The organism is Zobellia sp. OII3, assembly GCF_002211465.1.
Lineage (GTDB): Bacteria > Bacteroidota > Bacteroidia > Flavobacteriales > Flavobacteriaceae > Zobellia > Zobellia galactanivorans.
This window is the reverse complement of sequence record NZ_MWRZ01000001.1, coordinates 243,587-258,693: the sequence shown is the minus strand read 5'-3', so window position 1 is coordinate 258,693 and position 15,107 is coordinate 243,587. Positions and strand designations below refer to the sequence as shown.

14 protein-coding genes are annotated in these 15,107 nt (G+C 44.2%); 4 read left to right on the top strand and 10 right to left on the bottom strand.

Annotated features, from left to right (window positions below; genetic code table 11):
* Positions 1-71 precede the first annotated feature (71 nt).
* Complete coding sequence (gene msrA, locus B4Q04_RS01035; protein WP_088695744.1) at positions 72-629, bottom strand: peptide-methionine (S)-S-oxide reductase MsrA; 558 nt, start codon at positions 627-629, stop codon at positions 72-74.
* On the bottom strand, positions 626-1,084 hold the full coding sequence (msrB, locus tag B4Q04_RS01030) for a peptide-methionine (R)-S-oxide reductase MsrB (RefSeq protein ID WP_013992544.1): 459 nt from the start codon (positions 1,082-1,084) through the stop codon (positions 626-628). The genes msrA and msrB overlap by 4 nt, the downstream gene beginning before the upstream one ends.
* A 261-nt stretch (positions 1,085-1,345) precedes the next feature.
* Between msrB and B4Q04_RS01025 the strand changes: the two genes are divergently transcribed.
* Complete coding sequence (locus B4Q04_RS01025) at positions 1,346-2,152, top strand: DNA/RNA non-specific endonuclease (RefSeq protein ID WP_088695743.1); 807 nt, start codon at positions 1,346-1,348, stop codon at positions 2,150-2,152.
* Positions 2,153-2,197: 45 nt separating this feature from the next.
* Here the strand turns inward: B4Q04_RS01025 and rodA are convergent, their stop codons facing one another.
* The 8 genes from rodA to B4Q04_RS00985 all read right to left on the bottom strand — a co-directional run bounded on the left by rodA (position 2,198) and on the right by B4Q04_RS00985 (position 11,213).
* Positions 2,198-3,481, bottom strand: a complete 1,284-nt coding sequence (rodA, locus tag B4Q04_RS01020) for a rod shape-determining protein RodA (RefSeq protein ID WP_088695742.1) — start codon at positions 3,479-3,481, stop codon at positions 2,198-2,200.
* A complete protein-coding gene (gene mrdA / locus B4Q04_RS01015; RefSeq protein WP_013992541.1) occupies positions 3,471-5,339 on the bottom strand; it encodes a penicillin-binding protein 2 in 1,869 nt (622 codons plus the stop codon). Before mrdA ends, rodA begins: the two co-directional genes overlap by 11 nt.
* Before the next feature lie 46 nt (positions 5,340-5,385).
* Positions 5,386-5,895 carry a hypothetical protein gene (locus tag B4Q04_RS01010; RefSeq protein ID WP_013992540.1) on the bottom strand — a complete coding sequence of 170 codons (510 nt, stop codon included), beginning with the start codon at positions 5,893-5,895 and terminating at the stop codon, positions 5,386-5,388.
* Positions 5,885-6,706 carry a rod shape-determining protein MreC gene (gene mreC, locus B4Q04_RS01005; RefSeq protein ID WP_013992539.1) on the bottom strand — a complete coding sequence of 274 codons (822 nt, stop codon included), beginning with the start codon at positions 6,704-6,706 and terminating at the stop codon, positions 5,885-5,887. Before mreC ends, B4Q04_RS01010 begins: the two co-directional genes overlap by 11 nt.
* 86 nt (positions 6,707-6,792) lie before the next feature.
* Complete coding sequence (locus B4Q04_RS01000; protein WP_013992538.1) at positions 6,793-7,821, bottom strand: rod shape-determining protein; 1,029 nt, start codon at positions 7,819-7,821, stop codon at positions 6,793-6,795.
* 67 nt (positions 7,822-7,888) lie between these two features.
* Entirely contained in the window at positions 7,889-9,418 is a 1,530-nt protein-coding gene (gene purH / locus B4Q04_RS00995) for a bifunctional phosphoribosylaminoimidazolecarboxamide formyltransferase/IMP cyclohydrolase (RefSeq protein WP_013992537.1), read from the bottom strand.
* A 173-nt stretch (positions 9,419-9,591) separates the two neighbouring features.
* Complete coding sequence (locus tag B4Q04_RS00990; protein WP_013992536.1) at positions 9,592-10,050, bottom strand: GAF domain-containing protein; 459 nt, start codon at positions 10,048-10,050, stop codon at positions 9,592-9,594.
* Positions 10,051-10,136: 86 nt separating this feature from the next.
* Positions 10,137-11,213 (bottom strand): hypothetical protein, encoded by a 1,077-nt coding sequence (locus B4Q04_RS00985; RefSeq protein ID WP_013992535.1) that lies wholly within the window; start codon positions 11,211-11,213, stop codon positions 10,137-10,139.
* Between the two features lie 237 nt (positions 11,214-11,450).
* On the opposite strand from B4Q04_RS00985, the gene B4Q04_RS00980 reads away from it, so the two are divergent.
* From B4Q04_RS00980 to B4Q04_RS00970, 3 genes are all read left to right on the top strand, one after another.
* Positions 11,451-11,864 (top strand): HYC_CC_PP family protein, encoded by a 414-nt coding sequence (locus tag B4Q04_RS00980; RefSeq protein ID WP_088695741.1) that lies wholly within the window; start codon positions 11,451-11,453, stop codon positions 11,862-11,864.
* A gap of 97 nt (positions 11,865-11,961) precedes the next feature.
* Positions 11,962-12,528 carry an AraC family transcriptional regulator gene (locus B4Q04_RS00975; RefSeq protein ID WP_236630950.1) on the top strand — a complete coding sequence of 189 codons (567 nt, stop codon included), beginning with the start codon at positions 11,962-11,964 and terminating at the stop codon, positions 12,526-12,528.
* Between the two features lie 73 nt (positions 12,529-12,601).
* Positions 12,602-15,097 carry a heavy metal translocating P-type ATPase gene (locus B4Q04_RS00970; protein ID WP_088695740.1) on the top strand — a complete coding sequence of 832 codons (2,496 nt, stop codon included), beginning with the start codon at positions 12,602-12,604 and terminating at the stop codon, positions 15,095-15,097.
* The last annotated feature ends 10 nt before the right edge of the window (positions 15,098-15,107 follow it).

Sequence of the window (15,107 nt, the reverse complement as noted above, 5' to 3'; positions counted from 1 at the left end):
TTCTTAAAACCCAATTTCTTATGTGTGATAGCTCAATTGCAATTTACCGTAGATTAATGGCAAGAATCTGGTTACGAGCTCGTTTGCCCCTGTTTTAACTTGTCGGCGTGCATTTTTCTTAACTTGGCCAACTTTGGGGTTATTACGGCGCTACAGTAACCTTGAGAGGTATTGTTGCGGTAATAGTCTTGGTGATAATCCTCGGCGTCGTAAAACGTGGGAAGCGGGCTCAATTCGGTAACGATCGGGTCTTCAAAGTAAGACGATAGTTCCTGTATTACGGATTCGGCCACCGTTTTTTGGGTATCGTTGTGGTAGAAGATTACCGAACGGTATTGGGTGCCCACATCGCCGCCTTGTCGGTTGAGGGAGGTGGGGTCGTGGCTTGTCATAAATACGATCAATAGATCTTGATATGAGATGACCGAAGGGTCAAAACTGACCTGTACTACTTCGGCATGGCCTGTAAGGCCCGAACAGACCTCTTTGTAGGTAGGTTTTCCGGGTGCATTGCCCCCGGCATAGCCTGAAACGAGTTTTTCAACCCCTTTCAATTCTTGTAATACTGCTTCTATACACCAAAAACAGCCACCGCCTAGGGTAGCAATTTCTAAATTTTTCTCGCTCATTTTTTAACGCTTTCTTTTTGTAGTTGCATTGATTCCGAATTGACACAGTAGCGGAGGCCACTCGGTGGAGGGCCGTCTGGAAATACATGGCCCAAATGCGCATCGCAAGTATTGCACATGACTTCAACCCGTATCATACCAAAGGAAGAATCTTTTTCGTATTTGATGGCATTTTCCTTTATGGGTTGTGTAAAACTGGGCCAACCTGTGCCCGATTCAAATTTAATGGTGGAGTCGAACAAAGGCGTATCGCAACAGATGCAGTTGTATTTTCCGGCTTCGTGGGCACTACATAGGGCCCCGGAATGCGCACGTTCGGTTCCTTTTTGACGGGTAATCCTAAATTGTTCGGCCGTGAGAAGCTCACGCCATTCGGCCTCGGTCTTCTCGACCCTTCGGTCGGGCTCCGGATTTCCCTTTACACTAAAATTGATTACATCTTTCCATGTAAGCATAACGTTCCTTTCTATTTAAACTAATTCATTCTAAATTAGATAGTACAAAATAAATACATTGTACTATAGCAAATGTGCTTATTCGTCGAAATTTTTAGCCCTTACTTACATTGGGGCACCAAAAGCCCGACCGGTGTATTGGCCTTACTTTGATTACTGTTCTAAGTTTTGTTTTCGGTATTGGGGTATAAGGGCGTCCATAATGAATCGCACGTCCGTTCTATCGGTCTAAACCTAAAATTTACCCTATTTTTGAGGTGCATGAATAGAAAAACAATTTATACCATTTTAACCATCTGCTGCGTGGTCGGCTTTTGGTTGTTCGATAATTTTTATACGCCCGCAACCTATTCGGATACGTCAGGGGATGGGCCTAAAACTGCGATTGCCTCCAGTTTGATGCCCAGCTCCACAACGGGGGAAATTGTCGAGCACAGCCATTTTACCCTTTCCTATAACGAGCCTTATGAGCAGGCGGAATGGGTGGCCTATACTTTAAAAAAAGAGCACCTGACGAACGATGATCGTAAAAGGCCCTACTTTATCGAAGACCCCAAGGTGCGCACCAAATCTGCCGACTGGCGAAATTATAAAGGTTCGGGATATGATAGGGGGCATTTGTGCCCTGCAGGTGATCGAAGGTTTAGCAAACAAGCGTATAACGAGACGTTTTATACGAGTAATATCAGTCCCCAAGACCGTGATTTCAATGCCGGGATTTGGAATGAATTGGAGAAGCAGGTTCGTATATGGGCCAAGCGACATGGGGAAATTTTTGTAGTTACGGGGGGAGTTTTGGAAGAAGGGCTTGACGAGATCGGTGAAGAAGATGTAGATGTGCCAAAGTACTATTATAAAGTAATAGCCCGGGGCTATGGTGATGAAATAAGGATGCTGGCTTTTTTGATGGAAGGAAAAGAGTCTTCGAAACCTTTGAAGCAATTTAGTGTTTCCGTCGACGAAGTTGAAAAACGCACGGGAATCGATTTTTTCCGGAAGCTTCCTAAAAAATTACAAGATCAAAAGGAAAGCAAGGTCGATATCGGAAGCTGGAAGTTCAGTTTTTAGCCATCCAAAGCAATAGTCCTAATAAACAGGCATGGGCCTATCGTCTTAGATACCTTCCTTAAGACGGTTGGCATCCAATTTTAGGAAAATAAAAAGTAGGGCCGTAAAAAATAGGAGTCCCGATCCACCATAACTAAAGAAGGGCAGGGGAATACCAATGGTAGGCAATACGCCTATCACCATGCCGATGTTTATAAAATAGTGCACCAATAGGATGGATATAACGCCGTAACCATACATGCGTGCAAAGCCCGTTTTCTGACGTTCGGAAAGGTAGACCAGCCGTAATAATAGAAAGGTAAAGAGCAATACCACGGTAGCGGTGCCCAAAAAGCCCCATTCTTCACCAACCGTACTGAAGATATAGTCAGTATGTTGCTCAGGTACGAAGTCGCCTTTGGTTCGTGTTCCTTCCAAGAAACCCTTTCCCCAGAAACCACCCGATTCAATGGCTTTTTCAGATTGATAGGTGTTGTAGCCAATGGTTTTTCGGATCTGCTCCAATTTAGCAGGGTCTTTCTCCAATCGTAACCACAGGCTGAATCGGTCTCGGTGACGTTGTTCAAAAACGTTGTTGAAGACAAAATCAACGGAGAGCGAAAACAAGATGGTCAGCACCACGGCTATGGCCGTAGGGATGACCGGAACCTTGAATTTCTTCTTTTTGAGCAAAAAGAAGAGTATTAAGATAAGGGCGATACCGATGGTGATCCAAATCGTACCGAACATTAGGGTCGTCACAAAAATAAGAATGGCAAAGAAGGCAATTCCCAAATAGTATATAGGAAGCCCTTCCCTAAAGATAACAAAGGATAGGGAGAAAAAGACCAAGGCACTACCGGGATCCGGTTGAGGGATGATCAGTATGGCCGGAATCAAGATGATCAAGAAAGCATAGAGCTGATCTTTGTTGCGTTTGATGTCGGTTTGAATATCACTGAGATATTTGGCCAAGGCCAAGGCCGTAGCTACTTTGGCGAGCTCAGAGGGTTGAAGGTTAAAAAAACCGAGGTCGTACCACGAGGTAGCTCCGGCAATGGTCTTTCCGAAAGCGAAAAGGCCGAGCAGCAGCACCATGGAGATGATATAGAGTACACTGGAGAAGCGTTCGTAAAAATTAGCTTCAAGGGCCAGCAAGATTACAATCGATGCAAAACTGGTAAGGATAAAGAAAAGTTGTTTACCGTGAAGGGTGCTGAAATCGAATATAGACGAATCGCTTTCGGAAAAAGTACTCGAATAGATATTGACCCATCCAATGGTCAGTAGCAATACATAAAAGAGAACGGAGAGCCAATCGATACGTTTGAGGACGCTTTTACCAGACATACTCGTTTATCTTGAATTCTTTGCCGCTATAAGGTTTGGCATATTCCTTTTCCAAAGTTTTTTCTAACATACGTTTTTCAAGGTCTTTTCTAGTAATTTCTCCCTTGATGTATTTTTCGATCATAAGCGAAGCTATGTGGCCCGCATACCGAGATCCGTAATAGCCGTTTTCGATGTATACCGCAATAGCTATCTTAGGGTCTTCTACTGGGGCGAAAGCAACAAATACCGAGTGGTCGGTAAGCTGCACGCGAACACTGTCTATTTTGGTATAATTTTCGACCGTACCGGTTTTTCCGGCAATTTTGACACCAGGAATCTGAAGCCATCGGGCCGTTCCTTTTTCGTAAACGTCGGCCATACCTTGAACGACCGGTTCAAAATATTTTTTGTCGATCGTAGTATGTTTCGGCTCTACAAAATCGGGTATGCTAATGTCTTTTCCGTCAACTTTCTTTAAGATATGCGGGGTAAAATAGTGTCCGCGGTTGGCAATGGCTGCCGTCATATTGGCCAATTGTATGGGGGTTGCGGCTACCTCGCCCTGGCCTATGGAGTTGGATATGATATATGAAGATGACCATCGGTTGTCTCCGTACCATTTGTCGTAATACTCCTTGCTGGGGATCCTCCCTTTCTTTCCTGTCGGCAGATCATAGCCCAAGTATTGGCCTAGGCCAAAACTCTTCATGTGTTTTTCCCAGACGTCCATACCCTCGTCAGTGGTCTCGAATTTGTCGTATATCTTCCGGAAGGTCGCGGCAAAATAGGCGTTACAGGATTTGTAGATTCCGTCGTTCAGTTTGCGCAGGCCGCCTCCACAGTGGCATCCTCTTTTTTTTCTTCCAACATAAAAACCGTTGTAGCATTGTACCGTTGTGTTCGGGGTAATCACACCTTCCTGTAGTGCGACCAAGGCGTTTAGGGTCTTAAAAGGGGAGCCGGGCGAGCCTTCGGCCAAAATAGATCGGTCGAACAATGGTTTTGATATAGAATCGTAATGTAGTTTGCTGTAATTTTTTGAACGTTCCCTGCCTACCAATAAGGAGGGGTCGTAAGTAGGGCCGGATATCATGGCCAAAATCTCCCCAGAGGAAGGTTCTAAGGCGACAATGCCCCCACGCTTACCGTTCATGAGAAGTTCTCCGTATTCTTGAAGGGTTTTGTCTATGGTGATGTTTATTTCTAGGCCTTGTTCGGGAAGGGTGTCCATTATACCCCCTTTATACTTGCCTATATCGCGATTGTAGCGGTCTTTTTGAATGTACTGCACCCCTTTTCGGCCACGAAGGATGTCTTCGTATTGTTTTTCCACGCCGGTACGTCCGGTGAGCTCACCCTGTACGTAGTACGGGTTTTTGGCCAGGTCGCGATCGTTTACCTCACTGATATATCCAAGTACATTGGCGGCACTCTTGGTGTCGTAATAGCGCAAGGAGCGTTTTTGAATATAGAATCCGCGATAGTGCCTCATTTTTTCTTGAAGCCTGGCGTAATCTTCTTTTGAAAGTTGGGGGACAAAAACGGAGGGCAACCTAGGGGAATAAACCCGTGCTTTGTGCAGTTCTTTTTTGAACTTGGCCTTGTCGATGCCAAGTAGGCCACAGAATTCAAGGGTGTCGAGTTCCCTTACTTCCCTGGGAATTACCATTACATCATAAGCAGGATCGTTACCCACAAGTAGCTTTCCGTTTCTATCGTAAATATAGCCGCGCTCAGGATAATCGTAGACCCTTTTTATGGCGGGATCTTCCAAGACCTGGTCGGGCGAGAAACTGAATATCTGTAGATAAGACAGTCTGCCGAGAAACGTAATACCAATGATTACGATTATAGATGATAATAGCAACTTTTTCATCTAAGATGAAATTTATGATTAAAGAAGTTCAAATTAGCGATTTGATCTATTCTTTCTTTACACTAAAAAGTGAGCCAAAAAGCAAGCAAAGAATTAGGGTTCCAGTACCTGTAGCCAATACTTTCTTCAAAATTAAGAGGAAATTGGCCAAACTAAAAATTTCCAACGTAAAGAAAACAAAGTGATGTACTATAATCAATAACGCTAAAAACGTAATTTGTTGTACCCTAGTGGTATTACTTAGTTTAAAACTTTGAAATTCAAAATTCACCCCAAAAACAAAACGCATAATCGCCGGTCTCATATAGGCGATCGTAATGGTCGATGCGGCGTGAATGGCCATGGTGTCGGAAAAGAAATCTATGGCTATACCGAGTAAAAAACCGAGTCCGATAAAGGCGGCCCTATTTTCTTTAATAGGGTACCAATAAAGAAACAGAATGTACACCATGGGGTTGATAAACCCGAAAAAGTTCAGCTTATTGAAGACCAGCACCTGAACGAGTACCAGTAGCAGAAAACGAACGACATTTAAAAAATAGTAGTTACTGACCATTCGTCTCCGTTTGTTTTTCGAGTTCTAAAATTTCTTCGCGATAGGTGTTTTTTACAATATAGACATTTTTGATATTCGTCATATCGTTAAATAGGGCCACGTCTATATTGTAAAAACTTTTAGAGGTGTTGAGGTCAAACTTCCGAATGGTCCCTATCGGTATGCCTTCTGGGAAAATACTGCTCATTCCGCCCGTAACAATGGTATCGCCGATCGTAAGCGGTACCAATCGTGGGATGTCGACCAATTGCACTATGTTGTATTGTTTCATATTCCAGACCAAGGAGCCGAAATGGTCGGTGTTCTTGATCTTGGCGTTGATGTTCGATTTCTCGTTCAGGATAGATTGTACGGTAGAGAAATTGTTGGAGGTGTTCTCTATGATACCTAAAATACCCTTACTGGTAATTACCCCCATATCGGGTTGAACACTATCTTTTCGCCCCTTGTCTATGGTGATGTAATTGCGGGGGTCGGCAAAGCTGTTTTTTATGACCTTGGCGGTAGTAATGGTATAGGTTTGTTGAACCGAATCAAGCACGGTCGTATCGATTTGCGTTCTGTTGAACAGCAATTTTCGGAGATAGGTGTTCTCTTCCATGAGTTTTTGGTTCTCTTGGTCAAGGCCGAAATACGTAGAAACGTTATTCGATGTTCTTAATATGTTTCCGGTAATCCAGTTTGATGAATTAAAGAACCGCGATTGGTGGTACGAATGTGATTGAATAGTGAAACCCAGGGAAACAATCATCAAAAAGACATAAAGAAGGAAATTCTTATATCGAATGATAAAATTGATGATCTGCTGCATTCACTTGTTGTTTGGTGAAAACTGCGAAGCAATTCCGAACGGAAATAAAATTAAAACCCTTGAAATCGCCCCGAAATCTTTAGGTTTTATTTGATAAGGATACTTTTGTAACGCTCTAGGTTCTTGAGTGCAATACCTGTGCCCCTAACTACGGCCCTTAGGGGGTCTTCTGCAATGTATACGGGTAAATCCGTTTTTTGCGATAACCGTCTGTCAAGTCCGCGTAACATAGAACCACCACCGGCGAGATAGATACCGGTATTGTAAATATCGGCAGCTAATTCTGGAGGGGTTTGCGAAAGCGTTTCCATTACCGCATCTTCTACACGAAGAATCGATTTGTCCAAAGCCTTGGCGATCTCACGGTATGAAATCTGAACTTGTTTGGGCTTACCGGTCAACAGATCTCGACCTTGTACGGATTTTTCGTCCGGAGGGGTCTGAAGGTCTTCGGTAGCCGAACCTATTTCGATTTTTATATTTTCTGCGGTAGCCTCGCCCACATAAAGGTTGTGTTGGGTACGCATGTAGTATATGATATCATTGGTGAAAACATCACCTGCAATCTTTACTGATTTGTCGCAAACAATACCACCTAAGGCAATTACGGCAATCTCGGTAGTACCACCCCCTATATCGACGATCATATTTCCTTTGGGCTGCATAATGTCAAGACCGATACCGATGGCGGCTGCCATGGGTTCGTGTATCAAATAGACTTCCTTGCCGTTCACACGTTCGGCCGATTCCTTTACCGCACGCATTTCTACCTCTGTAATGCCCGAAGGAATACAGATGACCATGCGCAATGCAGGTGGAAACCACTTTTTCTTTAGGGCAGGTATGTTTTTGATAAACATATTGATCATCTTTTCAGATGCATCAAAATCTGCGATAACCCCATCTTTTAGCGGACGGATCGTCTTAATGTTTTCGTGGGTCTTGCCCTGCATCATATTCGCTTCTTTCCCTACGGCAATAATTTTGCCTGATATTCGGTCGCGGGCGACAATGGACGGACTGTCAACAACTACTTTGTCCATGTGAATGATTAGGGTGTTCGCCGTACCTAAATCGATGGCGATTTCCTCTGTCAAGAAATCAAAAAATCCCATTTGTAATCTTCTTTGGTTATGTTACTAGCTTGATAAGGGGTGTATTTCATCGGTAAAAGTAGTGAAATTAATGCTTGAAATGACGTGTTCCCGTCATTACCATAGATACATTGTTTTCATTACAATAATCGATACTTAATTGGTCTTTTATAGACCCGCCCGGCTGTATAACGCTAGAAATACCACTTTTATTGGCTATTTCTACACAATCTGGGAAAGGAAAGAACGCATCGCTCGCCATTACGGCCCCTTCAAGGTCGAAATTAAATGTTTTTGCCTTGTGAATCGCTTGGTTTAAGGCATCTACGCGAGAGGTCTGTCCAGTTCCGCTAGCACATAATTGTTTGTTTTTTGCAAGCACTATGGTGTTCGATTTGGTGTGCTTGCACAACTTTGAAGCAAAAAGAAGGTCTTCCAATTCGCGTTCCGATGGTTTTGAGTCGGTTACGTACTGTAATTCGTCAAGGGTGTCGGTCCTGTAATCTTTGTCTTGAACCAAATACCCGTTAAGGCATGTCCTGACCAAAGTCTCTGGCAAGGCCACGTCGTTTTGGATCAGAATGATCCTGTTCTTTTTACCTTTTAATATTTCAAGGGCTTCGGCAGAATAGCTCGGTGCGATGACCACTTCACAGAATAGGCCGTGGATTTCTTCGGCCGTAGCTTTGTCGATCTCTACATTGCTGATCAAGATGCCGCCAAAAGCCGATACCGGATCACCGGCCAAGGCATCTACATAGGCTTGGTGAATGGTTTCGCGTTGGGCAAGGCCACAAGCGTTGTTGTGTTTTAAAATGGCAAAGGTAGGGGCGTCGTTCTTGAATTCGCTCATGAGGTTGACGGCTGCATCAACATCTAAGAGGTTGTTGTACGAAAGTTCCTTTCCGTGCAATTTGTCGAACATAGAGTCGAAATCGCCAAAGAAAAACCCTTTTTGATGGGGGTTTTCCCCATAACGCAATACCTGGCCTTTAGATTCGCTTATTTTAAGCGTAGCTTCTTGCTGCTCGCCGTTAAAGTAATTGTAAATGGCGGTATCGTAGTGGGAGGAAACATTGAACGACTTGGCTGCAAATCGTTTGCGGTCTTCAAGACTGGTACTTCCGTTGCCGTTCGAGATGACCTCTAGGAAGTCTGAATAGTCTTCCATGGAAGAAACGCAGAGTACGTCTTTGAAGTTTTTGGCGGCTGCGCGGATAAGCGAAATGCCACCTATGTCGATTTTTTCAATAATATCTTGTTCCGAAGCACCACTGGCAACGGTTTTTTCAAAAGGATAGAGGTCTACGATAACGATATCTATCTGGGGTATTTCAAACTCTTCCAACTGGGCAACATCACTTTCGTTGTCTTGTCGGTTCAAGATTCCCCCAAAAACTTTGGGGTGTAATGTTTTTACCCTACCCCCTAAAATGGAAGGGTAACTGGTTACATCTTCAACGGGTATTACATCAACGCCAAGCTCTTTTATGAATTTTTCCGTTCCCCCGGTGGAGTATATCGTAATACCGAGTTCTTGAAATTTTTTGATGATCGGTTCCAATCCATCTTTATGGAATACGGAAATAAGTGCGGAAGAAGCTTTTTTGATGCTCATTTTGATAGGATGTTGTTACTTGGTTAAAAGACACGCAAAAGTAATTTTTTTGAAAGAAAAAACAGGCGAGGTTATCAACAAAACTTCTAAAGTTTTGAACCGATAAGGCCGAAATTACGGGGTCTTTAGGCCTAATTGGGGCAATTTACCAAAAATGAGCTGGTTCAGCAGGTCTATAAAGTGTAGATTTTGGCTACTTCGGCATTGATGAATTCCAGAAAGCGCTCGTCTTCTTCCGTAAATGGGTCAGGGGTGTTCGAGTCGATGTCGATCTGTCCCACATTCGCTCCGTCAATGAACAAGGGGACAACAATTTCGGCCTTGACCGTAATGCTGCAGGCAATATAATTGTCTTGGGCCTGTACATCCGGAACCACGAAGTTCTGGTTTGAAACGGCAACTTGGCCACAAATTCCCTTGCCGAAAGGTATGATGGTGTGATCCGTAGGTGCGCCGGCATAGGGGCCGAGTTTTAGCTCTTCCTTGTCGCCGTTCTTAAAATAGAAGCCTACCCAATCATAGTGGGGTACGGTTTCCTTTAATAGCTCGCAAAGCTCTTGAAGGCGTTGGTCTACGGTTAGATCGGTAGTGTTGAGGATGGCGCTGGCCTTGGTGCGTAATTCGTTGAACATGCTATTTTTTGTGCAAAAATAAGCTTTTGGAAAGAAAAAAAGGGATGCCGAATTAACGACATCCCTTTTCGATTGCTTTTAAAAGATTAAGGTTGGATCTTTACGTCAAAGACAATGTAGTCTTTAGTGCCGTATCCGGCTTTGATCTCTGTAATTTTAATCAGGCCTTTTTTGCCGTATTCATCAACAAATTCGATAACATCTCCAACGTTAAGGTTGGTTGTCTTTTCAAAATTAGGTTTGGCAATGTTGTTTAAGTCTCCTGAAGAGGTAATGGCGTCAAAATCGGCCGCAGTTTTGCTGGAGAGTTCCAAGTAAAAATTATTCAACGTTTCCGTTGCAGCGTTTTCTTCCGTTGCATCGGCCTCAAGTCCTTCAACGTCAAATGGGAATACATCGTTATACGTGGCGGTAGAGGCAAATGAGGCTTTGTCGTCAGCCGAATCCCCTGAGGCGCCATAGTAGTATCCGAAATCCCAAAAAGCTCTATATTCAGGTCCTTTGTCTATTCGGTATGCGGAACCGTTTAGAAGGGAGAAGAATGTTTCGGTAGAACCATCTTCAGCTGGGGCATATAGCTTGATATCTGTAAATTCACGTACGTTAGCGGTAGGGTTGGTTCCGTTACCAACTTTAACGGTAATCGTTCCTACGCCTAGGGCTTTTCTTTTGGTAGGATCCCTAAAATCTCCTTTTCCCGTTGTGGTCCAGAATTGGTAAACGATTTCCCCGTTGTCAATATCGGGCACAGGAAGTTCAAAAGTAAAGTCAATGGCTTTTTGGGTATCTCCATCCAAATCTACCGAACCATCGCCTTTGAGGGCTTTTTTAAGGTCTTTACCTTCAATGTTGAAGTTGTTGAAAGGCATTTCTCCGCTACCGGAGATGTTTTGCGTGATGTATAATCTCTTCTGGTTCTTTGTAGATGTGTAAATGATACGCCCAGGTACGGTCGTACCTACCTCGCCGGATGCTTCGGCGACCAAAATATCATTGGAACCATCGTTTTCGTTAATTACTAGGGTGGCTATTGAGGATTCATCCCCTGTATCTATTGGGGAGTCGAAAACAGAGCCTTCATCCGTGCTACAGCTTGTTGCTAGAAAGGCTAATGCAAATACTGCAAATCCTGATTTTACGACTGATCTTAATTTTTTTTTCATTTGTATTGCTTTACTTTTTTAATACTAATTGTTCGGGGAGTGAGTTTAATCCGTCATGCCATAACTCAAAAAACGGACTATAAGTATGTCAAGTGGTAAAAAAAATACGATGAGAGGCTATTTTGCGGCAATAATTAAATGTTTATGTCTTAGGATAGAGGTCGTGAAACCTCTAAATTTTAGTTAAAGCGAGCTATTTGGGCCGGGCTAGGTCGTTTATTTCATAAATTTGCGTTAATGAAAGAAAAACTACATCGTTGTCTTTCTTGCCTTATGGCAATTGTACTCTTGCTTTCTACCACTTCGTTCAAAGTAGAGAAGCACTATTGTATGGGGCATTTGGTAGATGTTGCTTTTTTTGTCGATGCCCAGGATTGTGGTATGGATTTGCCATTGGGTGATGACATGCCCGCATCTGTTGAAAAATCGTCATGCTGTGCCAGCGAAGTAATCGCCATGGAAGGGCAGAACGATGTAAAACCTTCTTTTAACGACTTCCAGCTAGATCAAAAAGTGTTTTTGGTCGCTTATACATATTCTTATATTGGCTTGTTTGAACCTTTGACAAAAAGGAACCAGACCTATGCACAATATCATCCTCCTAAGATTGTCGAGAACATCCAGTTGCTCGACCAGGTTTTTCTGATCTGATTTATTTTTAGTTTCCTTTCCAATCTATTCTCGAAGTAAGTATGGCCAAGCTGCCAATGTGCTTCAAATTGTTTTGAATTTGCTAAAAATAGTTCTGATGAAAACAGTTTTTCATATTAAAAATATGGTCTGTGATCGGTGCAAAATGATTGTTTCGCAGTCATTTGAGGCCCTGGGCGCGACACTTATTGATGTTGAGCTGGGCGCGGTTACCGTTGCTTCCGACAAGGCCTTCGACCACGGGCGACTTCGCCAGGTCTTGGAAAATAAGGGCTTTGAATTGATGGCCGATAAAACCGATATTGTAATCGAACAGATCAAGGCCGCACTTATCGATTTTGTCGATTCCGAAAAGTCGGGCGACGAGATCAATGTTTCCGTTTTCCTATCGGGAAAGCTCAACCGCGAATACTCTTATTTAAGCAAGCTTTTTAGTAGAAGGGAAGGTATTTCCATAGAAAAGTATGTCATTAACCTGAAAACGGAAAAGGCCAAGGAATTGATCCAGATGAACGAATTGAGCTTTTCTGAAATTGCCTATGCCCTGGGCTATAAAAGTAGCAGCCATTTGGCCCGGCAGTTTAAGTCGGTTACGGGGTATTCAATGACGGAATACAAGAACATGGGGAATTGGGAGCGCAAATCCCTTGACCAAATTGTATAAGCCTTAACCATAACTAGTCAAAAGTACTCCGTATTTACGGTGTAATTTTGTGGTGTATTTAAAGATTGTAATAATGAAACAGACCTATCATATACACGGAATGAGCTGTAATGGCTGTAGGGCCCACGTCGAGCAGACCTTGTCGAACGTCGAGGGGGTGGCCAAGGTGTCGGTCGATTTGAAAAAGGCCGAAGCGGTCGTGGAAATGGACGATCAACTGTCCTTGGCCGATTTACAAGTGGCTATGGAGAAGGATGGCGGACACTATTCCATTCACGAGCTAGGGGCGCACCACCATGAAGTTGAAAAAGCAAGGAAGGTGGAAAATGGCAATGGGGTTTTCTATTGCCCCATGCACTGTGAAGGCGATAAAACCTATACCGAACCCGGTGATTGTCCGGTTTGCGGAATGGATTTGGTGGAAGAGGTAAGCGCGGTGCCAAGCAGTGCCCAAGAATACACCTGCCCCATGCATCCTGAAGTTGTACGTGATGTCCCGGGCGATTGCCCGATTTGTGGGATGGATTTGGTGCCTAAACAGGCCGATATATCCGCAGAGGAAAAGAGCTATAATAAATTGTTGCACAAGTTTAAGGTCGCCGTGGCCTTTACCTTGCCCATTTTTATCATTGCCATGTCCGATATGATACCGGGCAATCCGTTACAAGATGTCTTGGGACGGAAATATTGGAATTGGATCCAGTTCGGTCTTTCGCTTCCAGTGGTTTTTTATGCTACATGGATGTTTTTTGAACGGGCCTACCGATCGGTAAAAACATGGAACCTTAATATGTTCACCTTGATCGGTATCGGCGCAGGTGTGGCATGGTTGTTCAGTGTTTTTGCCATTTTGGTGCCCGATTTTTTTCCGCCCCAGTTCAAAACCGATCAAGGTACGGTACATGTGTACTTTGAGGCGGCCACGGTTATCTTGACCCTAGTACTTTTCGGTCAGCTTTTAGAGGCCCGTGCCCATAGCAAAACCAACAGTGCGGTAAAGGAGTTGCTCAAATTGGCGCCCAATAAAGCTGTTCGTGTTGTTGATGGAAAAGAAGAGACCATTACCATCGACCAGATCGTAAAGGGCGATTTGCTTCGCGTAAAACCAGGGGATAAAATTCCTGTGGACGGAATTGTTACCGAAGGTGAAAGTGTGGTGGACGAATCCATGATTACGGGTGAACCGGTACCTGTTCAAAAAGAGGAGGGCGCTACGGTGCATTCGGGAACCATAAACGGCAAGGGGTCTTTTATAATGAAGGCCGAAAAAGTGGGTGCGGAGACCTTGCTTTCACAGATTATCGATATGGTCAATAAGGCCAGTCGTAGTCAGGCCCCCATTCAGAAACTGGCCGATAAGATCTCGGGTTATTTTGTGCCTACGGTAGTCTTTGTTTCGGTGGTCACCTTTATTGTTTGGGTCATCTTTGGTCCCGAACCCGTGTATGTTTACGCCTTGGTAAATGCCATTGCCGTATTGATTATTGCCTGCCCTTGTGCTTTGGGTCTGGCTACGCCGATGTCGGTAATGGTAGGGGTTGGCAAAGGGGCGCAATCGGGCGTCTTGATAAAAAATGCCGAGGCCCTCGAGCGTATGGCCAAGATAGATACCTTGGTCATAGATAAGACAGGGACCATTACCGAGGGAAAACCTTCGGTGGAAGGGCTGTATGCAGTTGCCGACTTTGACAGCAACAAGGTGTTGCAATATATCGTTTCCTTGAACCAATACAGTGAGCACCCGCTGGCCGATGCTACCGTGCAATATGGTAAGGCCCAGGGCGTAACTGTCTTAAAGGTGCTTGATTTTGATTCCGTTACCGGAAAAGGGGTGCGGGGGAAAATTGGTGATGAATCCGTGGTTTTGGGCAATGAGCAAATGATGGTCGGGTCTGAAGTCCCTATTTCCGAGGCCTTGAAATATGAGGTCGAGGTATATCAAAAACAAGGTAAAACGGTGTCGTATCTGGCAGTAAACGATAAGGCGGCAGGATATGTGGTAATTGGCGACAAGATCAAGGAGACCAGTAAAAAGGCCATTCAAAAGCTGCAGGATTCGGGTATTGCCGTGGTTATGTTGACAGGTGATAACTGGAATACGGCGAAGGCTGTTGCCGATGCGTTGAACCTGGCCGATTTTAAGGCGGGTATGCTTCCGCAAGACAAACTTGCAGAGGTAGAGCGCTTACAGGCCCAAGGAAAAAAAGTGGCCGTGGCCGGAGATGGTATCAATGATGCTCCTGCATTGGCCAAGAGCGATGTGGGCATCGCCATGGGTACGGGTACCGATGTGGCTATCGAAAGTGCGGCGATTACCTTGGTAAAGGGCGATTTGCACGGTATTGCAAAAGCTTATGGGTTGAGTCGTGCGGTTATGGAAAATATCAAGCAGAATCTCTTTTTCGCCTTGATCTACAATACGGTGGGCATACCCATAGCCGCTGGGGTATTGTACCCGGTATTTGGCTTGTTGTTATCACCCATGATTGCGGCCTTGGCCATGAGCTTTAGCTCGGTTTCGGTCATAGCGAACGCCTTGCGTTTGCGGACCAAAAAAATAGATGAATAGTATTGAATAA